This window comes from Flavobacterium cyclinae, assembly GCF_021172145.1.
GTDB lineage: Bacteria > Bacteroidota > Bacteroidia > Flavobacteriales > Flavobacteriaceae > Flavobacterium > Flavobacterium cyclinae.
The window spans coordinates 1,043,847-1,067,969 of sequence record NZ_CP089095.1 but is presented as its reverse complement, the minus strand read 5'-3'; the positions used below and the strand labels follow the sequence as shown (position 1 = coordinate 1,067,969).

At 32.4% G+C, this 24,123-nt stretch carries 21 protein-coding genes; 13 read left to right on the top strand and 8 right to left on the bottom strand.

Features of this window, described 5'->3' with window-relative positions; genetic code table 11:
* The first annotated feature begins 65 nt into the window (after positions 1 to 65).
* The 3 genes from LOS86_RS05075 (at position 66) to LOS86_RS05065 (ending at position 5,266) form a co-directional block, all read left to right on the top strand.
* Entirely contained in the window at positions 66 to 2,303 is a 2,238-nt protein-coding gene (locus tag LOS86_RS05075; RefSeq protein ID WP_231843540.1) for a monovalent cation:proton antiporter family protein, read from the top strand.
* 120 nt (positions 2,304 to 2,423) lie between these two features.
* A complete protein-coding gene (locus tag LOS86_RS05070; RefSeq protein WP_231843539.1) occupies positions 2,424 to 4,724 on the top strand; it encodes a CAP domain-containing protein in 2,301 nt (766 codons plus the stop codon).
* A 32-nt stretch (positions 4,725 to 4,756) separates the two neighbouring features.
* A complete protein-coding gene (locus LOS86_RS05065) occupies positions 4,757 to 5,266 on the top strand; it encodes a CAP domain-containing protein (protein ID WP_231843538.1) in 510 nt (169 codons plus the stop codon).
* Positions 5,267 to 5,397: 131 nt separating this feature from the next.
* On the opposite strand, the gene guaB is transcribed toward LOS86_RS05065, so the two are convergent.
* Positions 5,398 to 6,870, bottom strand: coding sequence for an IMP dehydrogenase (guaB, locus tag LOS86_RS05060; RefSeq protein WP_231843537.1), 1,473 nt, complete (start codon positions 6,868 to 6,870; stop codon positions 5,398 to 5,400).
* 89 nt (positions 6,871 to 6,959) lie between these two features.
* On the opposite strand from guaB, the gene LOS86_RS05055 reads away from it, so the two are divergent.
* Positions 6,960 to 9,485 carry a cation-translocating P-type ATPase gene (locus LOS86_RS05055; RefSeq protein WP_309508788.1) on the top strand — a complete coding sequence of 842 codons (2,526 nt, stop codon included), beginning with the start codon at positions 6,960 to 6,962 and terminating at the stop codon, positions 9,483 to 9,485.
* On the opposite strand, the gene LOS86_RS05050 is transcribed toward LOS86_RS05055, so the two are convergent.
* Both LOS86_RS05050 and LOS86_RS05045 read right to left on the bottom strand, forming a co-directional pair.
* Complete coding sequence (locus LOS86_RS05050) at positions 9,482 to 10,345, bottom strand: hydroxymethylglutaryl-CoA lyase (protein WP_231843536.1); 864 nt, start codon at positions 10,343 to 10,345, stop codon at positions 9,482 to 9,484. The two genes, LOS86_RS05055 and LOS86_RS05050, sit on opposite strands and share 4 nt — an antisense overlap.
* A gap of 19 nt (positions 10,346 to 10,364) precedes the next feature.
* The gene (locus LOS86_RS05045) at positions 10,365 to 11,384 is read right to left on the bottom strand and encodes a quinone-dependent dihydroorotate dehydrogenase (protein WP_231843535.1); all 1,020 of its coding nucleotides are present in this window, start codon (positions 11,382 to 11,384) and stop codon (positions 10,365 to 10,367) included.
* A gap of 173 nt (positions 11,385 to 11,557) precedes the next feature.
* Here LOS86_RS05045 and LOS86_RS05040 point away from each other — a divergent pair, with 173 nt between their 5' ends.
* Both LOS86_RS05040 and LOS86_RS05035 read left to right on the top strand, forming a co-directional pair.
* Positions 11,558 to 12,112, top strand: a complete 555-nt coding sequence (locus LOS86_RS05040; protein ID WP_231843534.1) for a thioredoxin family protein — start codon at positions 11,558 to 11,560, stop codon at positions 12,110 to 12,112.
* Between the two features lie 59 nt (positions 12,113 to 12,171).
* Positions 12,172 to 12,630, top strand: a complete 459-nt coding sequence (locus LOS86_RS05035; protein ID WP_231843533.1) for a hypothetical protein — start codon at positions 12,172 to 12,174, stop codon at positions 12,628 to 12,630.
* A 28-nt stretch (positions 12,631 to 12,658) separates the two neighbouring features.
* On the opposite strand, the gene LOS86_RS05030 is transcribed toward LOS86_RS05035, so the two are convergent.
* From LOS86_RS05030 to LOS86_RS05015, 4 genes are all read right to left on the bottom strand, one after another.
* Entirely contained in the window at positions 12,659 to 13,003 is a 345-nt protein-coding gene (locus tag LOS86_RS05030; protein ID WP_231843532.1) for a hypothetical protein, read from the bottom strand.
* Between the two features lie 6 nt (positions 13,004 to 13,009).
* On the bottom strand, positions 13,010 to 13,513 hold the full coding sequence (locus tag LOS86_RS05025) for a hypothetical protein (protein WP_231843531.1): 504 nt from the start codon (positions 13,511 to 13,513) through the stop codon (positions 13,010 to 13,012).
* A gap of 67 nt (positions 13,514 to 13,580) precedes the next feature.
* Positions 13,581 to 13,865 carry a c-type cytochrome gene (locus LOS86_RS05020; RefSeq protein ID WP_231843530.1) on the bottom strand — a complete coding sequence of 95 codons (285 nt, stop codon included), beginning with the start codon at positions 13,863 to 13,865 and terminating at the stop codon, positions 13,581 to 13,583.
* Positions 13,866 to 13,953: 88 nt separating this feature from the next.
* Positions 13,954 to 14,886 carry a peptidylprolyl isomerase gene (locus LOS86_RS05015; protein WP_231843529.1) on the bottom strand — a complete coding sequence of 311 codons (933 nt, stop codon included), beginning with the start codon at positions 14,884 to 14,886 and terminating at the stop codon, positions 13,954 to 13,956.
* A gap of 74 nt (positions 14,887 to 14,960) precedes the next feature.
* Here LOS86_RS05015 and LOS86_RS05010 point away from each other — a divergent pair, with 74 nt between their 5' ends.
* The 4 genes from LOS86_RS05010 (at position 14,961) to LOS86_RS04995 (ending at position 19,384) form a co-directional block, all read left to right on the top strand.
* Positions 14,961 to 15,770 carry a class I SAM-dependent methyltransferase gene (locus LOS86_RS05010; RefSeq protein ID WP_231843528.1) on the top strand — a complete coding sequence of 270 codons (810 nt, stop codon included), beginning with the start codon at positions 14,961 to 14,963 and terminating at the stop codon, positions 15,768 to 15,770.
* 17 nt (positions 15,771 to 15,787) lie between these two features.
* A complete protein-coding gene (gene trmD, locus LOS86_RS05005) occupies positions 15,788 to 16,465 on the top strand; it encodes a tRNA (guanosine(37)-N1)-methyltransferase TrmD (RefSeq protein ID WP_231843527.1) in 678 nt (225 codons plus the stop codon).
* 184 nt (positions 16,466 to 16,649) lie between these two features.
* A complete protein-coding gene (gene rplS / locus LOS86_RS05000) occupies positions 16,650 to 17,006 on the top strand; it encodes a 50S ribosomal protein L19 (protein WP_231843526.1) in 357 nt (118 codons plus the stop codon).
* Positions 17,007 to 17,161: 155 nt separating this feature from the next.
* On the top strand, positions 17,162 to 19,384 hold the full coding sequence (locus LOS86_RS04995) for an NADP-dependent isocitrate dehydrogenase (RefSeq protein WP_231843913.1): 2,223 nt from the start codon (positions 17,162 to 17,164) through the stop codon (positions 19,382 to 19,384).
* A 44-nt stretch (positions 19,385 to 19,428) separates the two neighbouring features.
* Here the strand turns inward: LOS86_RS04995 and LOS86_RS04990 are convergent, their stop codons facing one another.
* Entirely contained in the window at positions 19,429 to 20,004 is a 576-nt protein-coding gene (locus LOS86_RS04990; RefSeq protein WP_231843525.1) for a hypothetical protein, read from the bottom strand.
* Between the two features lie 214 nt (positions 20,005 to 20,218).
* Between LOS86_RS04990 and LOS86_RS04985 the strand changes: the two genes are divergently transcribed.
* The 3 genes from LOS86_RS04985 to LOS86_RS04975 are packed head-to-tail and all read left to right on the top strand — an operon-like array spanning position 20,219 to position 24,122.
* A complete protein-coding gene (locus LOS86_RS04985; protein ID WP_231843524.1) occupies positions 20,219 to 22,588 on the top strand; it encodes a TonB-dependent receptor in 2,370 nt (789 codons plus the stop codon).
* Between the two features lie 2 nt (positions 22,589 to 22,590).
* Entirely contained in the window at positions 22,591 to 23,424 is an 834-nt protein-coding gene (locus tag LOS86_RS04980; RefSeq protein ID WP_309508787.1) for a DUF4249 domain-containing protein, read from the top strand.
* Positions 23,425 to 23,459: 35 nt separating this feature from the next.
* Complete coding sequence (locus tag LOS86_RS04975; RefSeq protein WP_231843523.1) at positions 23,460 to 24,122, top strand: thiamine diphosphokinase; 663 nt, start codon at positions 23,460 to 23,462, stop codon at positions 24,120 to 24,122.
* Position 24,123: the final 1 nt, after the last annotated feature.

Here is a 24,123-nt window from a genome sequence, read left to right as displayed (position 1 = left end):
GGTTCCTTGGAAAAGATATTTTGATAAGAAATTCAATTTTAATACCTTAGTGAAAAACATTGTATATGCCCATTTTCTTATCAACTTCTACCTTACATATTCCAGATTTAATTAGTGATTTAGGACTAATTTTAGTTACTGCTGCAATGGCTGTACTTATCTTTAGACTATTAAAACAACCTCTAGTTTTAGGATATTTAGTAGCAGGATTTTTAGCTGGAAGCGAATTCGATTTCTTCCCAACAGTTAAAGACATGAACAGTGTAAAAGTTTGGGCAGAAATTGGCGTTATATTTCTTTTATTTAGTTTAGGACTTGAATTTAGTTTCAAAAAACTAATGAAAGTTGGTGGAACAGCATCTATAACCGCTTTGACGCAAATCATCTTAATGGTTGCTTTAGGCTATTTTGTAGGACAACTGATGGATTGGGGCAAAATGAACAGCTTGTTTTTAGGGGTTATTTTATCCATTTCTTCCACAACCATCATATTAAAAACTTTTGATGAATTAGGCGTAAAAACACAAAAATTCGCTGGAAATGTAATTGGAGCGTTAATCGTACAAGATATTTTAGCCATTTTAATGATGGTTTTATTGTCTACTGTTGCCGTAAGTCAGCAATTCTCTGGAACTGAATTGTTACAATCGGTTTTGAAATTGGTGTTCTTTTTAACCATTTGGTTTGTAGCAGGAATTTTCTTTATCCCAACATTCCTTAAAAAAGCTAAGCACTTATTAACCGATGAAATGTTGCTAATTGTTTCATTGGCTTTGTGTTTATTGATGGTTTTATTTGCTGCTAATGTGGGCTTCTCTCCTGCTCTTGGTGCTTTTATCATGGGTTCGATTATTGCCGAAACTACGCAAGCGGAACACATTGAACATTTAGTAAAACCTGTAAAAGATTTATTTGGTGCGGTATTCTTTGTATCAGTTGGAATGTTGATAGATCCAGAAATGTTATTGAAATATGCATTTCCGGTTGGAATTATAACTTTAGTAGTAATTCTTGGACAATCACTTTCTTCAACAATAGGAGCTTTGCTTTCAGGGCAACCGCTAAAACAATCCATTCAAACTGGAATGAGTTTATCGCAAATTGGCGAGTTTTCGTTCATCATCGCCACTTTAGGAATGACATTAAATGTAACAAGCGATTTCTTATATCCTATTGTTGTTACTGTTTCTGCAGTTACCACCTTTACAACTCCTTTTATGGTAAAATTATCAACACCATTTTCATTGTATTTAGAGAAAAAACTACCGCGCCGTTGGGTAAAAAAAATAGAACGATATAGTGCTAATACAGAAGCAATTAAATCGGTTAGTACTTGGCAAATTGTTTTAAAAGCTTACTTAACTCAGGTAATTATTCATTCTATAATTATAGTGGCGATTATTTTACTTTCTTCTAAATATATTTTGCCTTTGGTTGAAGATTCTCGCTTTGGAAATGCCATTGCCGCCTTAATAACGGTTATAATTTTATCTCCCTTTTTATGGGCTTTATCTTTAAGAAGAGTAGCGGTAAAACAAGTGCAAGAATTAATGCAAGTGAGAAAATATCAAGGTCCTATTATTGTACTTATTTTTATTAGAATTGCTCTTTCTCTATTTTATATGGGATTTGTATTGAATGAATTTTTCTCTCCAGTAATTGTATTTTTCGCATTAATTATAGGGATTATTCTGTACATTTCATTTCCAAAACGACTGCATGCTTTTTACAATAAAATTGAAGGTCATTTCATAAAAAACTTCAACGATAGAGAAAACACAAAGCTGGCTAACAAACGTCAGAATGTGCTTTCTCCTTGGGATGGTCACATGGCCGATTTTGAAATTGCTTCAGCATCCAATTTAGCTGGAAAAACCTTGGAAGAATTAAAAATTAGAGAACAATTCGGTATCAATATTGCAGCCATTAAGCGAGGCGATATCACAATTAATATTCCGATGAGAACCGAACGTTTGTTCCCCGGTGACGAAATCAACGTGATTGGTACAGACGAACAAGTAAAACTATTCAAAAACTACCTAGACAAACACGAAATTGATGCTCCAGAAGATATCGAAAAAGAAGATATCATCTTACAACAATTAGAACTTAAAAACCGTGTTTGCATCGGAAAAAGCATCCGTGATTCCCAAATAAGAGAAAAAACGCATGGAATTATTGTTGGGATTGAACGCAACGGAATCCGAATATTAAACCCCGAATCCAATTGGATTTTAGAATCAGATGACATCATTTGGATAGCGGGTGATAAGAAAAAGATTAATGAGTTTTTGAAAGGATAATTCTCTAGTGTTCAGCTAGCAGTAGCAGTATTTTGTTATCAACAATTTTGTCATTCCGAAGGAATCTCTTGGATTTTTTGGCATGAAAATTGGCATTAATTAGACATCAAACCAAAATCTATGAGTAAATTTTTTCTATTTGTATCTTTTCTATTTTCAATTTCAATTTTCTCTCAAAAAGAAGTTGAAATCGACTTTAAAAAGTTAAATTCAAAAGTGAGTATTTTAATAAACAATCACAGAAAATCACTAAAATTAAAAGAATTTGATAAAGATACTTTTCTTCTTAAAGCTGCTGAAGATCATAGTTTATATTTAAAGAAATTAGGTTTTTTATCGCATGAACAAAAAGATGTAAAAAAGAAGAATCCAAGTGATCGAGTTAATTTTTATGGTGGAAAAAAGTTTAGTGGATTTGGTGAAAACATTTTATTTACTTCTATTAAACAAGAAAAATATAGCGATAAAGAATTAGATAAATTAGCTCAAACGATTTTCAATCAGTGGAAAAATTCGCCACCTCATTACAAAAACATAATTAACAAAGATTTTGATGCAGCCGATTTAGGTTTTTTTATTGATATAAAAAGAAATAGGATTTACGCTACTCACGTTTTTGGTCGTAAAGGAATAGAAATTCCAAACCAACTATCTGAAAATGCTTTTGGTTTAAAGGTTAAAAATCAAAAATGTAAAACTATTGATTTTGGCACTAAATTACACATTGGAAATAGTATACAAATAGAAGGAGAAAATGTCATTTTATATTATCATGACAAACAAGAATTTGAAACAATATTTTCTAATCCAAAAGATGGAATCGCAATTGATTTTGTTGAAAAAGAACAAATGAGCTGCAACAAACCAAACACTTTTGACATTTCTCCAATTTATGATGGCGTTATGTCAGAACCCATTTATAGAGAAGAATTATTAAAAAACAACACAGCTCAAAACAAATACAAGTTAATCACTAACGTTGGAAAAGTTCCAAGTCATCTTATCGGAAAAGAAATTGTAGCAAATGTAATTTTGATTTTTGATAATTGTGCTTGCGAATATGTTGTGCCTTTACAAATAAAATCAAAAACCATTGATTTATTTCCATTAGATCCAATCATTGAACTAACAAATGATGCAAGTTTGAGTAACAAAGGAATCATATATACTGAAGAAATTTTATTTGAATTTGACAAAAACAAAGTGAAATCAAATAATGAAAGTTACTATAAATTACACCATAAAGTACATTCTACTCAAATATATAGTTATAGTTCGGTTGAAGGAAATGAAATATCAAATAAAAAACTACATAATGATAGAGCGGCTGCAATACAAAAATTTGCCAAAGATTCATTGGGAATCAAAATAAAACCTTCGATAATTGTAGCAGAAGAAAATTGGGAAAAATGCTATATCCAATTAGCAATGGAAAATATGGAATATTTAGCAAGTAAACCAAAAAATGAAATTAGAAAATACATTAATCTAAAAAACAAAGATTTTGAAACATATCTAAATGAACAAAGAGTGTCTAAATTAGTTGTCAATTATTATGGAGAAATCGATAAAGATTCATTGTTAAAAGCACAAAATTCAGAATTATTTTATGACTTAAATCTTAAAACAGCAATTTTTGATAAGGACTATAAAAAGGCTAATTTGGCACTTTCGAAAATATATTCTTTAGAGTTTAGTTCATGTATTTTTGATGAAATGGTTTTTAATGAAATAAAAACAAATCCTAAATTAGTTCAAAATGCAACGGCAGTAATTTGCAAAAATTTTAACCAAGATTATTTTAAAACAACTCAATTTTTGAAAATTTGGCTGGAAAAATTTGACTCTTTACCAAAAAATGCCCAATTAAATTTATTAATCCTTTATTCTAGAATCAATAGTGAATTGCTTGAAAAATGGGATATAAATTTTTCTAAACTAACTAATGTTATTAAACCTGTTTCAGTAGAAAATAAATTCATAACGTTTAAAGAAAATAAAAAACTTCAATCAAATTTCGATTATATTTTACTTTATTACAGCAATCATATCAATGATTACAAAAACATAAATGAATATTTCGATAGAGTTTATTTGAGTTTTAAATCGAATATAAAAACGAAAGAAGATAGAATGAATTTAGCTTTATTTGTTAATCATTGGAGTGTTTATAGCTATAGTATTGCCTTGCTCAAAAGCGAAATGAATAAACCCTCATTTTCAAAAGAAGAAGCTTTATTATTAGCACAAACAGCTGCTTTATTCTTTGAAGAAAATAATGCAAAAACAAATCAACAAGTTTTAAATAAGGTTTATCAATTAAACAAAAAAGAATGGTGTGAATGGCAAAAAGAAAATTTTAATCTTTTAAGAAACGAACAAATTAAATCTGATTTTTGCAAAAAATGTAATAATATGTAAATAAACGAGTTATTAAAAAATATCCAACTAACATGAAAACCTATATTACATTAGTATTAATTCTTGTTACTTCATTGGGTTTCAGTCAAAATCAAAACAAAATTGATGTAGAGAAACTAAAAATTAAAGTACACAAATTAATAAATGAAGAACGAGCAGGCAATGATAGAAAAGTACTAGGCTTAGATAGTTTTCTCAAAAAAGCTGCGGATGATCATGCCAAATACATCGCAAAAGCTCAAACTTTATCTCACGAACAAACTGATTCCAAAAAGCAAAGTCCAAAAGAGCGCGTGTATTTTTATGGCGGAAATTCGTTTGTTTTGGTGGGTGAAAACTTATTATTCACCGGTATTAAAGACCAAATTTATTCAGAAACTGATTTAGACGCTTTAGCTTTAAAAATGTTCAATCTGTGGAAGAAATCACCCAATCATTACAAAAACATGATAGAACATAAATATTTCTACACCGAAATCGGTTTTAGCATCGATTGGGAAAACAAGAAAATTTATGCCGTGCAATTGTTTGGAGCTAAGTAATCAAACACAAATTTCACGAATTTATACCAATCAATTAGTGCTAATTCGTGAAATTCGTGTTCTATTTGATGCACAAAAAAACCTGACAGGTTTTTGAAACCTGTCAGGTTTATATTTTATAAACACCAAAACTATCTCGAATAATTCGGAGCTTCTTTTGTAATTGTTACATTGTGTGGGTGACTTTCGCCAATTCCACTTGCTGTAATTCTTATAAAACGACCGTTTTCTTGTAAGGTTGGAATATCTTTTGCACCACAATAACCCATTCCAGCTCTTAAACCTCCGATGAATTGTTGCATACTTTCGTTTAATTCTCCTTTGTAAGGTACACGACCTACAATTCCTTCTGGAACTAATTTCTTCACATCGTCTTCTACATCTTGGAAATAACGGTCTTTAGAACCTTCTTGCATTGCCTCAACAGAACCCATTCCACGGTACGATTTGAATTTTCTTCCTTCAAAAATTATCGTTTCTCCTGGCGATTCTTTTGTTCCTGCTAAAAGTGAACCTAACATCACACAATCAGCTCCTGCCGCAATCGCTTTAGGAATATCTCCTGTATAACGAATTCCACCATCAGCAATAACCGGAACTCCAGAACCTCTTAATGCCGCAGCGACTTCTAAAACCGCTGAAAATTGAGGAAATCCAACTCCAGCTACAACTCTCGTTGTACAAATAGAACCTGGTCCAATTCCAACTTTAACTGCATCAGCTCCGTTTTGAGCTAAATATAATGCTGCTTCTGGAGTAGCAATATTACCTACTACTACATCTAATTCTGGGAATTTCGCTTTTACAGCTTTTAATACATCAACCACACCTTTCGTATGTCCGTGAGCGGTATCGATGATAACTGCATCAACTCCAGCGTTTACTAATGCTGTTGCTCTATCTACTGCATCAGCTGTAACTCCTAAAGCCGCAGCTACACGTAAACGACCAAATTTATCTTTATTAGCAATTGGCTTCTGAGTAAGCTTAGTAATATCTCTAAATGTAATTAATCCAACTAATTTATTATTGTTATCAACAACAGGTAATTTCTCAATTTTATTTTCTTGTAAAATTCCCTCTGCTTCTTGCAAAGTAGTTCCTTGAGCAGCCGTTACTAAATTTTCAGAAGTCATTACTTCTAAAATAGAACGTGAATTTACTTTTTCGAAACGTAAATCTCTATTGGTAACAATTCCTTTTAACGTTCCGTTTTCATCTACTACTGGAATTCCGCCAATACTAAATTCTTTCATTGCCATTTTAGCATCACCAACCGTAGCTGTTAAAGGCAACGTTACTGGATCGATAATCATACCGCTTTCCGCACGTTTTACTTTCTTCACTTTAGCTGCTTGTTGCTCAATCGTCATGTTTTTATGCAAAACACCGATTCCTCCTTCTTGTGCCATAGCAATTGCCATAGAGCTTTCGGTAACCGTATCCATAGCTGCAGAAACGATAGGAACATTCAACGTAATATTTCTCGAAAACTTCGATTGAATACTAACTTCGCGTGGTAAAATTTCTGAATAATTTGGAATAAGCAAAACATCGTCGTAAGTAAGACCTTCGCCAACGATTTTAGTTGTGTGTGCTTTCATGGTGCAATTTGTAGTTGTTGTTAAATTGCGTGCAAATATAGTAAAAAATTGACGAATAATCTAGATTTTTTAAGAATAAATTATGTAAATTGGCTAATAAATTTCCAATAGCAATGAACGATTCTACAAAATACAGTACAGGACTATCTGATTTGGAAGTTTTAGAATCCTCAAAAAAATTCGGAACCAATACTATTAACCATCAGGATAAAAACCATTTTCTGAATTCAATCTTAGACATTGTAAAAGAACCTATGTTTCTTTTATTGCTAACAGCGACCAGTATTTATTTCATAACTGGAGATTACGCTGATGGAATCTTCATGACATTTGCCATAATATCAGTTGTTGCCATATCCGTTTTTCAAGAATCTAGAAGTCGTAATGCGATTGAAGCTTTAAAAAAACTAACTCAACCGAAATGCAAAGTCATTAGAAACAGTCAATTAATTGAAATTCCAACAGAGGAAATTGTTATAAGTGATTGTGTTCAATTAGAAGAAGGCGCTTTCATTCCTGCTGACGGAATTATTCTTTCCTCCAACGATTTTTCGGTTAACGAATCTATTTTAACGGGTGAATCTTTAGCCGTATTTAAATCTAATGAATCCGAAAACAAACAAGTTTTTCAAGGTACAATTGTAGCTTCTGGTTTGGCGATTTGTGAAGTAACTGCTATCGGAAATAAAACACAACTAGGAAAAATTGGTTCGAGTTTGAATGATATTGAAGAAGAGAAAACGCCTTTACAAATTCAAATCGGGAATTTCGTCACCAAAATGTCGATTATAGGTTTGGTCATTTTTGCAATTGTTTGGGCAATTAATTACTACAACTCGAGAATGGTATTAGATAGTTTATTGAAAGCATTAACACTTGCAATGAGCGTTATTCCAGAGGAAATTCCGGTTGCATTTACTACATTTATGGCTTTAGGTGCTTGGCGATTGATGAAAATGGGAATCATTACCAAACAAACCAAAACAGTAGAAACCCTTGGAAGCGCAACCGTAATTTGCACCGATAAAACCGGAACGATTACCGAAAACCGAATGAGTTTAGCCGAATTGTATCTTTTTAAATCCAATTCGATAGTAGCAACTACACAAAAACTAAATCCTGAAGCCGAAGAAATCATAAATTACGCCATGTGGTCGAGTGAACCCATTCCGTTTGATGCCATGGAAATTGCGATTCATGAAGCCTATTCTAATTTTGAAAGTGAAGACAAACGACCTCATTTTAAAATGGTTCACGAATATCCGTTAAGTGGAAAACCGCCTATGATGACGCATGTTTTTGAAAATAATACAGGACAACGCATTATTGCAGCTAAAGGCGCACCAGAAGCATTAATAGCGGTTAGTCGCTTAAGTGAAGCTGAAAAAAATCAGATTTTTGAGGCGATGAAAGCCATGACGCAAAAAGGTTTTCGCGTTTTAGGCGTTGGAGTTTCTGACTTTTCAGGAACGGATTATCCTGAAAGCCAACAAGCATTAAAATTCAAATTTAAAGGTTTGGTTGCTTTTTATGATCCACCAAAACACAATATTCAAGCCGTTTTTGAAACGTTTTACAAAGCGGGAATTCAAGTAAAAATTGTAACAGGTGATAATGCTGAAACAACTTCTACCATCGCAAAACAAGTCGGGTTTAAAAACGCTGATAAAGTATTGAATGGCGACGAATTAATGGCAATGGATGAAGCTACTTTAAAAGAGAAAGTAATGGAAACGGCTATTTTCACCAGAATGTTTCCAGAAGCAAAACTAAGAATCATCAAAGCTTTAAAAGCAAATAACCAAATCGTAGCCATGACGGGTGATGGTGTAAACGACGGACCCGCATTGAAGTCAGCTCATATTGGAATTGCAATGGGTAAAAAGGGAACCGAAATTGCGAAACAAGCTGCGAATTTAATTCTTGTAGACGACAATTTCGAACGAATGACGGATGCCATTGCTATGGGAAGAAAAATATACCTCAACCTTAAAAAAGCGATTCAATACATTATTTCGATTCATATTCCAATTATCTTAATTGTATTTATTCCGTTGTCTTTGGGTTGGATGTATCCGAATATTTTCACGCCAGTTCATATTATTTTTTTAGAAATCATTATGGGTCCAACTTGCTCCATAATCTACGAAAACGAACCTATGGAAGACAATCTCATGTTACAAAAACCAAGACCACTAACAACCACTTTCTTTAATTTCAAAGAAGTATTGATAAGCATTATTCAAGGATTAGTCATAACGTTAGGATTGCTATTTATTTATCAATATGCTATAGGAGAAAACATGTCCGAAAACGGCACTAGAACCTTAATTTTCTTAACGTTAATCACATCAAACATTGTATTAACATTGGCAAATCGTTCGTTTTATTATTCGATTTTCAAAACGATTCAGTACAAAAATAATTTGGTAGGATTGATTATAGGAATCACTATATTATTAACTGGATTAATACTGTTTATTCCTGCATTTTCGAACTTCTTCTTGTTTGAAATGGTAAGTAGTTCCCAAATAGGATTATGTGTTGTAGTGGGAAGTATTTCGGTACTTTGGGTCGAAATTTACAAAGCGTTTAAACGAAGAAAAACAGATTAATGAAACTCGCCAAATAATTTTGTCGCTTCGTTATAAGCACTTTCAAAACTCATTGGACTCGTATTCGTATTTTCTCTTTTGGTAGTGAAATACGACAACAATTTCTCCGTAGGCATGTTTCCTGTTAAATCATCTTTTGCCATAGGACAACCACCAAAACCTTGAATCGCGCCATCATAACGACGACAACCTGCATTGTAAGCCGCATCAATTTTTTCAAACCATTTGCCTGGCGTAGTGTGAAGATGCGCACCAAATTCAATGTTTGGATATTTCGGAATCAAATTGGAAAACAAATAATCAATAACTTCAGGAGTGGAACTTCCAACGGTATCCGAAAGCGATAGGATTTTCACACCCATATTCGCTAATTTTTCGGTCCATTCGCCAACAATTTCAACATTCCATGGATCTCCATACGGATTTCCAAACCCCATTGAAATATAGGTAACCACTTCCTTATTTGATTTATCAGCGATTTCTAAAATCTCTTGTAGCGTAACCAAACTTTCCGCAATTGTTTTGTGCGTATTTCGCATTTGAAAGTTTTCCGAAATCGAAAATGGAAATCCTAAATATTGAATTTCTTTGTGAACCGAAGCATTTTGAGCGCCTTGTGTATTGGCAATAATCGCTAACAATTTGCTGTTCGTTGCTGACAAATCTAATTGTGCTAATACCTCAACCGTATCTTGCATTTGCGGAATCGCTTTTGGCGAAACAAAACTTCCAAAATCAATAGTATCAAAGCCTACACGCAATAACGATTGAATGTATTTTACCTTTTTTTCGATAGGAATAAACGGTTTAATGCCTTGCATGGCATCGCGCGGACACTCGATAATTTTGATTTCGTTCATAGCTTCAAAGATAGAAATTTTAACTGTTTTCCAAAATCTTTTTATTGATTGCTTTTACTAAAGCCGGACCTTCGTAAATAAATCCCGTATAAAGTTGCACCAAACTTGCTCCAGCATTTAGCTTTTCAATCGCATCTTCTGCTGTGTGAATACCTCCTACTCCAATGATTGGAAACGACTTATTGCTTTTTTCCGAAAGAAAACGAATCACTTCTGTTGAACGTTTGGTTAATGGTTTTCCAGACAAACCACCCATTTCTGATTTATTTTCAGATTGTAAACCTTCGCGAGAAATCGTAGTATTCGTAGCAATTACACCTGCGATTTTGGTTTCGTTGACGATATCAATAATATCTAAAAGTTGTTCATCGGTTAAATCGGGAGCGATTTTTAGTAAAATTGGTTTTTGTTTTGGTTTTGCGTTGTTTTTATCTTGAAGGGTTTGCAGCAAGTCGGTCAAAGGTTTTTTATCTTGTAATTCACGTAGATTGGGTGTGTTTGGCGAACTCACATTCACCACAAAATAATCAACATACGGAAACAAAGCTTCAAAACAGATTTCGTAATCTTTTACCGCTTCTTCGTTTGGCGTAACTTTATTTTTCCCAATGTTTCCTCCTATTAAAACGCCTTTATTCTTTTTCAAACGTTCAACGGCTTCTTTTACACCTCCATTATTGAAACCCATTCGATTGATAATCGCATTGTCTTCTTTTAAGCGAAACAAACGTTTTTTTGGATTTCCTTCTTGTCCAACCGGAGTCAACGTTCCAATTTCAATAAATCCGAAACCAAAATTCGATAACTCTTGATATAACTTCGCATCTTTATCAAATCCTGCCGCTAATCCAACTGGATTCTTGAATTTAATTCCGAAAACTTCTCGCTCTAAACGAGCATCTTTTACTTCGTAAAGCGATTGAAATAAACTAGAAAAACCTGGAATTTTATTCAGAAAACGAATGAATGAAAAAGTAAAATAATGCACTTTTTCTGGATCGAAACAGAAAAGTAACGGACGAATGAAGATTTTATACATAGTGTGTTGTGTTGTTATGCAAAAGTAAGAAAATGCCTTTCCAAAAAAAAGTATTGACGCATTTTGTAACAATAAAAGATTTGGTGCGTATAATCAATGAAAGTTAAAAGTAAAAAGTCGAAAGTAAATAGATTAAAACTTCTAAATTCTAACCTCTAAATTCTAATTTTAAAATGGCTCAAACTCCTTCTAACATGTTACCATTAGGCACATTTGCTCCTGATTTTAATTTGAGAGATACTAATGCTACCGATTTTAAAACGTTTGCTGATTGCAAAGGCGAAAAAGGAACGGTTGTAATGTTTATTTGCAATCATTGTCCGTTTGTGCATCATGTCATGGAAGAAATTACTCGTATTGCTAATGATTATCGTGTGCAAGGGATTGGTTTTGCTGCTATTTCGAGTAACGATATTGTGAAATATCCGCAAGATGCCCCAGAATTAATGACTGAATTTGCTTTTAAAAACAATTTCGAATTTCCATATTTATATGATGAAACACAAGAAATAGCCAAAGCCTATGATGCTGCTTGTACTCCTGATTTTTATCTCTTCGACAATCAAAATAAATTGGTTTACAGAGGACAATTAGACGATAGCCGACCAGCCAATGGCATCCCGTTAAGTGGTTCCGATTTACGAAGTGCAATTGATGGTGTGCTTATGAATCGTTTAATTAATCCAGAACAAAAGCCAAGTATTGGGTGTAATATTAAATGGAAGTGATAAAGTACCCAGTGGTCAGTGGTCAGTTTTCAGTTATTCTAATTATGTAACTTCTTTTTATGAAAATAAATCTAGAAAGTTCTTGGGATTATTATAGAAAATTAAATCTTATAATTCTTTTTATGGTTTCAATAGGTATAAATTTTGGATTCACTTTTTTTGAGAAATTCAATCTAAAATTATTCATAATTTTAACTTTTATAAATCTAATTTTTCTATTCTTTTTACTTCTAAAAAAATCAATAATTATAGAAAATAAAGCCATAACCGCTTTTCATTCATTATTTGGAATAAAAATAAAAAATATAAAATCATTAGCTTTCAAAAATGATTCAACAATTGAATTTACAAAATTCAAAAGTCGAAATTTTTATCAAAGTGAAAATAAATTTGAACCAACGCTACATGTAGAAGAAAATATTTTCAATATTTTCATTGACCGAAATCTTTTGGTAACTATTTATAATGCAGAAACTAAAGAAAAATTTGAGATATTTATTCATCAAATAAAAAATTAAATTTTTTAAAGTAAAGAAACAATAATTGTTAAACTAAATCTCCAGATAAGATAATAATAACTAAAATTAAGATTATTATTAAGTAAACTGATAAATGAAGTTTTTGAACTTTTCTTTCTTCTCGATAATCTGACATTAAAATGGTTTCAGTACTTGCTATAATTTCATTATCAATAAGAAGTTTATCAATAATAACTCTGTCTTTATCTAACAAAAAGAATAAAGTTCCATCACTAATATCTGAGTTTTCATTACTATTATGATAGAAGTCTATATTATTCTCAAGTAACAAATTTTCAAAAAGGATGTAATCTTTGAATAAAACATTGAGCTTGAAATGGTTTTGAAATTTTACTTCTGCTGAATTTGCCATAATCTATTACTTCTTTTCTAAAACCACCTCAATAGGATTGTTAGTTCTCGGTCCGAAAGATCTGGCTTGGCGTTCGTTTTCACTCGAACATAAAATGTACATATTAAACGCTTGTAATTGGACTAATTGCTCTTTGTATCTTCCTTTAGCATCTTTAATTTTAATGTAAAATTCTTCTGCAGGAAAGGTATTGGTTACTGAAAGTAAGTAGGTATCTCCAGCATAAGGAAAAAACCATTTCTCAGGTTCGTTTGGTTTACTAATCAAATAATTTCTAGTAAACTCCAAAGGTTGATTCCCATATTTCCAACTGTATTTATTATTTTCATTAATAATTTCTTCTCCTTTTTCGTTTACAATAAAAATCTTTAAATCGGGAATATTATCTGATTTTCCTTCTTCATGGGCTTTTACAACCAAATACGACGTAAAATCAAAACCACAATGTGGTACTTGAGCAAAAGAAAACATTGAGAAAAGAAGAAAGAAAAAAGATAATTTGGTTTTCATAACATGAATTTGTTGGTAAAATTACAAAAACAATACCAAAGAAATTAATCCAACATCCGTTTCAAAATTATTTTGTCAAATAGTCAAAAATCTTTTCTCTTTCTTCGTCAGAAATATTGGCATTTTTCTGCATGCTTAACAAAATAGGTTTCCATTGTTCTGCATTAAAATCGGTTGGGTTATAAAAACCATGGCAGTTTGCACAATTCTTTTCATAAATCAATTTACCTTCATTTACTATAGGGGTGAAAGGAACTTCAGTACTTTTAATAACTTCTGGCTGAATTATTTTTGGAGAACAAGCTAAAGTCAATATAAGTATAAAAGCAAATGCCAATGATTTTATTTTCATGTTTATTGGTTTTTGGTAAAAATAAAAAAAATCCTGAAACATTAGCTTCAGGATTCTATTTTCTTAATTTATTGAGAAGTATTGCTTCTTATTTTACATCCATTAATTCCACGTCAAAAACCAAAGTTGCATCTGGTGGAATAACTCCTCCAGCACCTCTAGAACCGTATCCTAAATAAGAAGGAATCACAAAACGAGCTTTATCTCCTACTTTTAAAAGAGCAATACCTTCATCCCAACCTTCGATTACTTGACCAATGCCTAAAGTGAAGTCAATAGGTTGTTTTCTTTTGTATGAAGAATCAAAAACTTGTCCGTTTTCTAATGCTCCTTGATAGTGAACAGATACTTGCTTCCCTTTTTCAGCTTGTTTACCGCTTCCTTTTTGGATAATTTGGTAACGTAAACCGCTTTCCGTTTTTTGGAAACCAGCAGCTAATTTTTCTAAAGCTTCCTCTGCTAATCTTTTTTGCTCAGCCATTCTTTTTTCTCTTGAACCTTCAAATGTTCTGAACGCTTCAATAGCATTCCATTTTTGTGCTTCTTCTCCTACTCTTACAATTTCTAACGAATCAATGGTATCGCCTTGCGCAATAGCATCTACCACATTTTGACCTTCTACAACGTGACCAAAAACAGTGTGTTTTCCGTCTAACCAAGCTGTTTCAACATGAGTGATGAAGAATTGAGAACCATTAGTTCCAGGTCCAGCATTAGCCATCGATAAAACTCCAGGTCCATCGTGACGTAACGTTGGGTGAAACTCATCATCAAAGTTGTAACCAGGACCACCCGTTCCTTGCCCTTGTGGACATCCACCTTGTATCATAAAATCAGGAATTACACGGTGAAATTTTAATCCGTCGTAATAAGGTTTTCCCATTGGACGAGCTGAATTTTCTAATTGACCTTCGGCTAATCCTACGAAATTTCCAACCGTTCCTGGTGTTAAATCGTGTGTTAATTTTACTAAAATAGTACCTCTTGAAGTATTGAATTTAGCGTATATTCCGTTTTTCATGCTTTTGTTTTTAAATTTGAAAGTGCAAAATTACAAAAATTATCGGTAGTTTTGATAAACAAACACCAATTCGAATGAAAGCAAATGATTACCTAAATATAAACAAACAAACTTGGAATAATAAAGTAGAATTTCACGTAAACTCGGATTTCTATGACATGGAAGGTTTTCTAAAAGGAAAATCGTCTTTAAATTCGATTGAATTGGATTTACTTTGCGATGTTTCAGGTAAAAAAGTTTTGCATTTACAATGTCATTTTGGTCAAGATACCATGACATTAGCCAGAATGGGTGCGAAAGCTACTGGAATCGATTTATCCGACAAAGCCATTGAAAAAGCGAGAGAAATCAATGAGGAGATAGGTTTAGATGCAACTTTTATTTGTTGTGATATTTATGATTTACCGAATCATTTAGACGAAAAATTTGATATTGTCTTTACTAGTTATGGGACAATTGGTTGGTTTCCTGATTTGGATAAATGGGCAAAAATTGTTTCACATTTCTTAAAACCAAATGGAAAATTTGTCTTTGCCGAATTTCACCCAGTAGTTTGGATGTTCGATAATGATTTTAAAGAAGTTTATTATAACTATTTCAATGTTGAACCCATTTTAGAAGAAGAAGCTGGAACTTATGCGGATAAAGAAGCTGCACTTCAAACTACTACTATCACATGGAATCATCCGATTTCAGAAGTTTTAAATGCATTGATTTCAAACGGATTAGAGATTAATTGTTTTAACGAATTCGATTATTCGCCTTACAATTGCTTCAATCAAACTGAAGAATTTGATTCCGAAGGTTCGGAAAAAAAATTCCGAATCAAGCATTTGGGAAATAAAATCCCCATGGTGTATTCGCTTTCGGCAACTAAAAAATAATCTATTATCTTTGCAGCATGCGAATTGATATTATTACCGTTTTACCCGAATTAATGCGAAGTCCGTTTGAGGCTTCCATCATGAAACGTGCCATTCAAAAAGGTTTGGTCGAAGTCCATTTTCACAACTTAAGAGATTACACTACAAATAAACAAAGAAGTGTAGACGATTATCAGTTTGGTGGTGGTGCTGGTATGGTAATGATGGTGCAACCTATCGATGATTGTATTTCGAAACTAAAAAGCGAAAGAACCTACGACGAGATCATCTACATGACACCAGATGGGGAAACCCTAAATCAAAAAATGGCAAATTCCATTTCGATGTACGAAAACATCATGATTTTGTGCGGACATTATAAAGGTGTTGACCAACGTGTTCGTGATATGCACATTACACGAGAAATATCAATAGGAGACTACGTTTTGAGTGGTGGTGAAATAGGTGCAATTGTTTTTTGTGATGCAATTATCCGATTAATTCCAGGTGTTTTAAGTGATGAAACTTCGGCTTTAACCGATAGTTTTCAAGACAATTTGTTATCGCCTCCTATCTACACAAGACCTGCCGAATACAAAGGATTAAAAGTTCCTGAAGTATTGCTAAGCGGAAATTTCGGAAAAATTGAAAAATGGCGCGAAGAAATGGCATATGAACATACCAAAAACAGACGCCCTGATTTGCTGGAGAATTAGTCGCAGTTTTCAGTCTCAATTGGCAATCACTATTTAATTTAAAAAATAATGCCGAAAACCGAATCTAAAAACTGAGAAAAAAGTTGTATTAATAAAATAATTTTGTAAATTTGCACCCACTTTGAACCAACCTCTGGCGATAGACGTGTATGTTGCTTTGAATCAAACTTTTATAATTATAACTATGTCAAATTTAGTTGATTTCGTTAATAACGAATTTGTTACAAAAAAAGATTTTCCAGAGTTTGGAGCTGGAGACACAATCACTGTTTACTACGAAATTAAAGAGGGTGAAAAAACTAGAACTCAGTTCTTCAAAGGAGTTGTAATCCAAAGAAGAGGTGCTGGATCTACTGAAACTTTCACAATCAGAAAAATGTCAGGTTCAGTTGGTGTAGAGCGTATCTTCCCAATTAACTTACCAGCATTACAAAAAATTGAAGTTAACCAAAGAGGTAAAGTACGTAGAGCTCGTATCTTCTACTTTAGAGATCTTACTGGTAAAAAAGCTAAAATTAAAGAAAGAAGATACAAAAACTAATTTGTACTTTCTCAAGCATAAGAGCCGCAACATTGTTGCGGCTTTTTTTATTGAATTTTATTCAAGATTTAAGCAAAATCACTCCATTATTTCTCTCAAATTTCCTATATTTGGCAGATTTTACAAATTATATTCAAAACAAACACATAACATTCATGTCTAACCAGTCTAAAATAATGTATACCATTACGGATGAAGCGCCAATGTTGGCAACGCATTCGTTTTTACCTATTGTAAAAGCTTTTACAAAACCTGCAAATATTGCTATCGAAACAAGAGATATTTCATTAGCAGGAAGAATTTTAGCTAACTTTCCAGAATTTTTAAAAGAAGACCAAAAAATTGGTGATGCCCTTTCTGAATTAGGACAATTAGCTAATACTCCAGAAGCAAACATTATTAAATTACCTAATATTTCTGCTTCAGTAATTCAGTTAAAAGAAGCAATTGCTGAATTACAATCGCAAGGATTTAACATTCCTAACTATCCAGAAGAACCACAAAACGATACTGAAAAAGAAATTAAAACTAAATATGCTAAAGTTTTGGGTTCGGCTGTAAATCCAGTTTTACGTGAAGGAAACTCTGACAGAAGAGCTCCAAAAGCAGTTAAAAACTACGCTAAGGCAAATCCTCACAGAATGGGAACATGGGCTCCAGATAGCAAAACCGAAGTAGCACACATGAATTCAGGTGATTTCTACGGAACTGAAAACTCTACTACCGTTGAAAAAGATGGAAAATTCAGAATCGTTTTCAATTCTGATAATGGAGCAACTACAGTTTTAAAAGATTTCGCTAATTTAAAAGCAGGTGAAGTAATTGATAGTTCTGTAATGAACTTAAATGCATTAAAAGAATTCGCTAAAGCTACTATTGCTGATGCTAAAGCGAAAAACGTAATGCTTTCAGCACATTTAAAAGCAACCATGATGAAAGTTTCGGATCCAATTATTTTTGGAGCTATCGTTGAAACGTTCTTTGCTGATGTTTACACAAAATATGCTGATTTATTTAAATCATTAGATATCAATCCAAATAACGGCTTACAAGATTTATACAATAAAATTGCTGGAATCTCTCAAGAAGCAGAAATCAAACAAGCCATTACTGATGCGTTAGCTAATGGACCAAGAGTAGCTATGGTAAATTCCGACAAAGGAATTACTAACTTCCACGTTTCATCTGATATTATCGTAGATGCTTCTATGGCTGCTTTGGCACGTAGTGGAGGTAAAATGTGGAATGCAGAAGGAAAAGAAGAAGACACTATTGCTATTATTCCAGATCGTTCTTACGCCGGTTTCTATGCTGCTTGCGTTGAAGAAATGAAACAAAATGGTGCTTTAGATCCAAAAACAATAGGTTCAGTCCCAAACGTTGGGTTAATGGCTCAAAAAGCAGAAGAATATGGTTCGCATGACAAAACATTCCAAGTAAAAGAAAATGGCGTTGTAAACGTGGAAGATGAAAATGGAACTGTTTTATTATCGCAAAAAGTAGAAGCAGGTGACATTTTCAGAATGTGTCAAACGAAAGATGCTCCTATTCAAGATTGGGTTAAATTAGCCGTTAATAGAGCAAGATTATCAGATACTCCAGCTATTTTCTGGTTAGATAAAGACAGAGCTCACGATAGAGAAATCATCAAAAAAGTTGAAAAATACTTAAAAGATTACGATACAACAGGATTAGACATTCGTATTATGGATGTTAAAGATGCTATGAAAGAAACATTACGAATCATCCGTCAAGGAAAAGACGTAATTTCAGTTTCTGGAAATGTATTACGTGATTACTTAACCGACTTATTCCCAATTTTAGAATTAGGAACTTCGGCAAAAATGTTATCAATCGTTCCTTTAATGAATGGCGGCGGATTGTTTGAAACAGGTGCCGGTGGTTCTGCTCCTAAACACGTGGAACAATTTATTGAAGAAGGCTATTTACGTTGGGATTCTTTAGGAGAATTCTTAGCATTACAAGCTTCTTTAGAGCATTTAGCACAAACGCAAAACAATGCAAAAGCACAAGTTTTAGCAGATACTTTAGACGAAGCGAATGCAAAATTCTTAGCAGAAGATAAATCTCCAGCAAGAAAAGTAGGTGGAATTGACAACAGAGGATCGCATTTTTATTTAGCATATTATTGGGCACAAGCTTTGGCAAACCAAACTAAAGATGAGGAATTAAAAGCAACTTTCGCTCCTATAGCAGAAGCAATGACTGCAAATGAAGCAAAAATCGATGCAGAATTAATCGCAGCTCAAGGTAAAGAACAAAAAATTGGTGGTTACTATCATCCAAGTTTTGAATTAACGGAGAATGCAATGCGTCCAAGTGCAACTTTAAATACAATCTTAGCTCAATTAAGCTAAACATTATATTCTAAAATAAAAACGGCGACCAATGGTCGCCGTTTTTATTTCTTTTCTATAGGTTTAATATATTCTATTGTAAATTTTGCAGCCACACCTGTATTCAAATTCCAATCGTTGGATGTAATCAAATTTCCTTCACCATCATAAAGCGCAAAAGTTGCAGTGTTAGGTCCTGCTAATCCCTGATTCAAAGCTACAATATCAATAGTATTCTCTCCTTCTCTTAATTCAATATAACTGGTTTTAAATTCTGTTTCTAATAAAATAACCGTATAAACTACTATATTGTTTAATAGAATCTTCACCTTATCACCATCAGGATCCATATGATCCCTTGTCATAATTTTAATTACTGGAGTAGTTACTTTGAATTTTCCAAAAAACACATCGTCCCAACTTCCCTGTTGTGTTTCTTTATTCAATCTATCTTTTATGGCATCACCTGGATTTTTAAAATCTGATTTAACTACCAGAACACTTACTTTAGATTTTGGTTTATTTAAAATTGAAAATCGTTTTAAATAATCATCGTTTTTATCAAAAATACTTTTAAACGGCAAAGTCAGTGTATTAGATTGTGTATCGTCTTTTGCAGGCTCATCCCAATCTATCTTCAATTTAATAGATTTTTTAAAAGGATTTTCCTTTTGAGCCAAAACTGACGCAAATTGACATAGAAAAAAAAGTATAAATAGTTTGAATTTCATTGACTGGCACTTGTAAAAATGTAAAATTAAAACAATAATTGATTTTTGATTACAAATTAACATTTGTTTTAAATTATTGCCCTTTTTTTTCGTGAAATTTGTATTACAAAATTTATACCGAAAAATGCTTGAATTAAAAAAATATTGGATACTACTGTTTTTTACAACTTTTGTTTTTAGTCAAGAAAAAGTAACCTTGAGTGGTACCATTTCAGATAGTAATAACAATGAAACTTTAATTGGTGTTTCTGTTTATATCAAAGAATTAAATATCGGGGCTTATACAAATGAATACGGGTTTTACTCTTTAACATTACCAAAAGGCAGCTATGAAATCCAAATAAGTTATATTGGTTTTGAAACCATTTTAGAAAAAATAACATTGACTGAAAATACAAAACGAAACTTTAGTTTATCAGAAAGCAAACAGGAACTCAAAGAAGTAGTAATTACTAAAAATATTTACAGAAATAATGTAAAAAAACCCGAAATGAGTGTTAACAAACTCTCCATTAACACGATTAAGCAAATGCCTGCAATCTTGGGTGAAACCGATTTAATCAAATCTATTTTAACCTTACCTGGCGTTACTAATGCTGGTGAAGGACAATCAGGTTTCAATGTTCGAGGTGGTGCTGCGGATCAAAATTTAGTGTTACTTGATGAGGCAACAATTTATAATACGTCTCACTTATTTGGTTTCTTTTCGGTATTTAACACCGATGCGATTAAAGATATTAAATTATTTAAAGGTGGAATTCCTTCTCGATTTGGAGGTCGCGTAGCTTCTGTTTTAGAGATTTACCAAAAAGATGGAAACAGTTCAGATTTTCATATGAACGGAGGAATAGGAATCATTTCTAGTAGATTACTTGCCGAAGGACCAATCATCAAAAATAGAGGTTCATTCTTATTTGCTGGAAGAAGTTCTTATGCGCATTTATTTTTAAAGCTTACGGACAATAAAAACTCTGCTTATTTTTATGACTTGAATACGAAATTAAGTTATAAACTTAATGACAACAATAATTTATTTGTATCAGGATACTTTGGTAGAGATGTTTTTAGTTTAAATGAAAGTTTTGTAAATACATATGGAAATTCTGTTTTTAATTTAAGATGGAACCATTTGTTTTCCAATAAACTTTTTTCCAATCTTTCTTTAATTTACAGTGATTACTATTATGGATTAACACTTGATTTTATTGGTTTCAACTGGGATAGTGGAATAAAAAATTACAATTTAAAATACGATTTCAAACATTATCTTTCGGATAAAACCAAATTATTTTATGGCGTCAATGCAATTTATCACGACTTTAATCCAGGTAAAATTGAACCTACTGATGCTTCTTCTGGTATTAATCCTGATCAATTAGCCAAAAAATACGCTTTTGAACCTTCGGTTTATTTTGATGTAGAACAACAAATTTCTGAAAAGCTAAGTATCAATTACGGACTTCGTTATAGTCATTTTTATCGTCTTGGAAATGAAGAAATTAATGAATACGCTAACAATCAAGCTGTTGTTTACAACGCAGATTTTAATATTTACGAAAAAGCTACTCCTATTGGATCCAAATATTATGGTAAAAATGAAATGATTAGCCAATTTGGAAATTTAGAACCTCGATTTTCACTAGCGTATAGCATTAACGAAAATAGCTCTGTAAAAGCAAGTTACAATCGTATGACACAATATTTGCATTTAATTTCGAATACACAATCACCAACTCCTCTTGATGTTTGGGCGCCTAGTGATGATTTCTTAAAACCTCAAATTCTTGATCAAGTTGCTTTTGGTTATTTTAAAAATTTTAAAGACGATGCGTATTCACTTGAGGTAGAAACCTTTTATAAAAAACTAAAAAACAGATTGGATTATATTGATGGGGCCGATTTAATTGCAAATGATGATATTGAACAAGTGGTTTTAAATGGTGAAGCCAGAGCTTATGGTTTAGAAATTCTTGCCAGAAAAAATAATGGTAGATTAAATGGTTGGTTGTCTTATACTTTATCGCGCTCAGAACAAAGAACTCCAGGAAGAAATGCAACAGAAACAGGTATTAACAATGGAGAATGGTACAAAACGGGTTGGGATAAATTACACAATATTTCAGTAACTGGAATGTACAAACTAAATGAAAAATTGAGTTTTAGTAGCATTTTCTCTTTACAAAGCGGGCAACCCGTTACTTATCCTAACGGACAATACCAATATCAAGGCATAACTGTTCCAACATACGGAATAAGAAATGAAAATCGATTACCAACCTACCATCGTTTGGATATTTCAGCTACCTTAATTCCAGAAAAAAACAAAAACCGAAATTGGTATGGAGAATGGGTTTTTGGAATTTATAATGTTTATAGCCGAAAAAATGCCGCTTCAATTAGCTTTAGACAAAATCAAGATTCAGGAAATAATGAAGCCGTTCGTTTATCAATTTTTGGTATTGTACCAAGCGTAACCTATAATTTTAAGTTTTAATTATGGCAAAAACAGTTAAAATACTTTCGTTAATTGTACTACTTTTTACAACTTCATTTTCTTTTTTAAGTTGTGAAGATGTTGTTGAAATAGACTTAGATACTGCTCCACCAAGATTAGTAATTGACGCTTCAATTAAATGGCAAAAGGGAACTGCTGGGAACGAACAAACCATAAAATTAACTACTACAACTGATTTCTATTCTTCCACTATTCCAACAGTTAGTGGCGCAACTGTTTTTATTATTGACGGAAATGGAATTCAATACGATTTTATAGAAACCCCTGGAACTGGAAATTACGTTTGTACTAATTTTAATCCTGAAATACGTCAAACTTACACGCTAACTGTAATTCATGATAGCCAAGTCTATACTGCTACAGAATCATTAATTGAAGTTCCAACAATTGATTCTATTGAACAAAACGAAAATGGAGGTATTACTGGCAATCAAATAGAAGTAAAATTCTTTTATCAAGATAATGGTTTGATTGACAATTATTATTTAATTAATTTCAACGCTTCAAATGCTCTTTTACCCATAATTGACGTAATTGATGATGAGTTTTTTCAGGGAAATCAAATGTTTGCATATTTAGCAAATGACCTTAATGCTGGAGATTCTATACAACTTCAATTAAATGGTATTTCTCAAACCTATTACAATTACATGAATATTTTACTTGGAATTGCTGGTACTAATGGCGGAAGTCCTTTTCAAACACCACCTGCTACAGTTAGAGGTAATATTGTAAATCAAACTAATTTTAATAATTTCGCATTAGGATTTTTTAGACTTTCAGAAATTGATACTGTGAGTTATATTGTTGAATAATTTTAATACATTCGTAATCCTTAATTCTAATCAAAATGTCTTCACATCATATTGTTCGCGATGACCAAGAGCCTGCTTTAATTATTGCTAATGGCGCTTCTTGTAGTGAAGAACTTATTGGACAATTATTAGAATGGTCGCCTTTAGTGATTGTTTTAGATTCGGCTATAGAGCGTGTTTTAAAATTAGGAATTAAAGTTGATGTGCTTTTAGGCGATTTTGATAGAGATTTCAATCCGGAATATTACCTACAAAAACAGTATCCTCTTGAAATTGTTCATACACCAAATCAAGATAAAACTGATTTAGAAAAAGCCTTTGATTATTTGATTGAAAAAGGTCATAAAGCAGTAAACGTAATTTGGGCAACCGGAAAACGTGCCGATCATACCATTACCAATATCACCAATATAGTAGCCTACAGAAACCAATTAAAAATTGTAATTCTAGACGATCATTCAAAAGTTTTTTTACTTCAAAATAAGTATGAAAAATGGTATCCGGCTAACACTACGCTTTCTCTAATTCCTATTGGAAAAGTAACTGGAATTACCACTAAAAATCTGTTTTATCCTCTAAATAATGAAGAATTAACTATAGGATATCGAACAGGAAGCAGCAATCATGTTACACAAGATGGAATTGTTTCCATCGAACATGTTGAAGGCGATTTACTCCTTATGGAATGTTGGGATTAAA

Bases quoted from the DNA above. Each gene is read 5' to 3' on its own strand.
- LOS86_RS05075 (WP_231843540.1), top strand. From the start codon at position 66: ATGCCCATTTTCTTATCAACTTCTACCTTACATATTCCAGATTTAATT.
- LOS86_RS05070 (WP_231843539.1), top strand. From the start codon at position 2,424: ATGAGTAAATTTTTTCTATTTGTATCTTTTCTATTTTCAATTTCAATT.
- LOS86_RS05065 (WP_231843538.1), top strand. From the start codon at position 4,757: ATGAAAACCTATATTACATTAGTATTAATTCTTGTTACTTCATTGGGT.
- guaB (WP_231843537.1), bottom strand. From the start codon at position 6,870: ATGAAAGCACACACAACTAAAATCGTTGGCGAAGGTCTTACTTACGAC.
- LOS86_RS05050 (WP_231843536.1), bottom strand. From the start codon at position 10,345: ATGAACGAAATCAAAATTATCGAGTGTCCGCGCGATGCCATGCAAGGC.
- LOS86_RS05045 (WP_231843535.1), bottom strand. From the start codon at position 11,384: ATGTATAAAATCTTCATTCGTCCGTTACTTTTCTGTTTCGATCCAGAA.
- LOS86_RS05040 (WP_231843534.1), top strand. From the start codon at position 11,558: ATGGCTCAAACTCCTTCTAACATGTTACCATTAGGCACATTTGCTCCT.
- LOS86_RS05035 (WP_231843533.1), top strand. From the start codon at position 12,172: ATGAAAATAAATCTAGAAAGTTCTTGGGATTATTATAGAAAATTAAAT.
- LOS86_RS05030 (WP_231843532.1), bottom strand. From the start codon at position 13,003: ATGGCAAATTCAGCAGAAGTAAAATTTCAAAACCATTTCAAGCTCAAT.
- LOS86_RS05025 (WP_231843531.1), bottom strand. From the start codon at position 13,513: ATGAAAACCAAATTATCTTTTTTCTTTCTTCTTTTCTCAATGTTTTCT.
- LOS86_RS05020 (WP_231843530.1), bottom strand. From the start codon at position 13,865: ATGAAAATAAAATCATTGGCATTTGCTTTTATACTTATATTGACTTTA.
- LOS86_RS05015 (WP_231843529.1), bottom strand. From the start codon at position 14,886: ATGAAAAACGGAATATACGCTAAATTCAATACTTCAAGAGGTACTATT.
- LOS86_RS05010 (WP_231843528.1), top strand. From the start codon at position 14,961: ATGAAAGCAAATGATTACCTAAATATAAACAAACAAACTTGGAATAAT.
- trmD (WP_231843527.1), top strand. From the start codon at position 15,788: ATGCGAATTGATATTATTACCGTTTTACCCGAATTAATGCGAAGTCCG.
- rplS (WP_231843526.1), top strand. From the start codon at position 16,650: ATGTCAAATTTAGTTGATTTCGTTAATAACGAATTTGTTACAAAAAAA.
- LOS86_RS04995 (WP_231843913.1), top strand. From the start codon at position 17,162: ATGTCTAACCAGTCTAAAATAATGTATACCATTACGGATGAAGCGCCA.
- LOS86_RS04985 (WP_231843524.1), top strand. From the start codon at position 20,219: ATGCTTGAATTAAAAAAATATTGGATACTACTGTTTTTTACAACTTTT.
- LOS86_RS04980 (WP_309508787.1), top strand. From the start codon at position 22,591: ATGGCAAAAACAGTTAAAATACTTTCGTTAATTGTACTACTTTTTACA.
- LOS86_RS04975 (WP_231843523.1), top strand. From the start codon at position 23,460: ATGTCTTCACATCATATTGTTCGCGATGACCAAGAGCCTGCTTTAATT.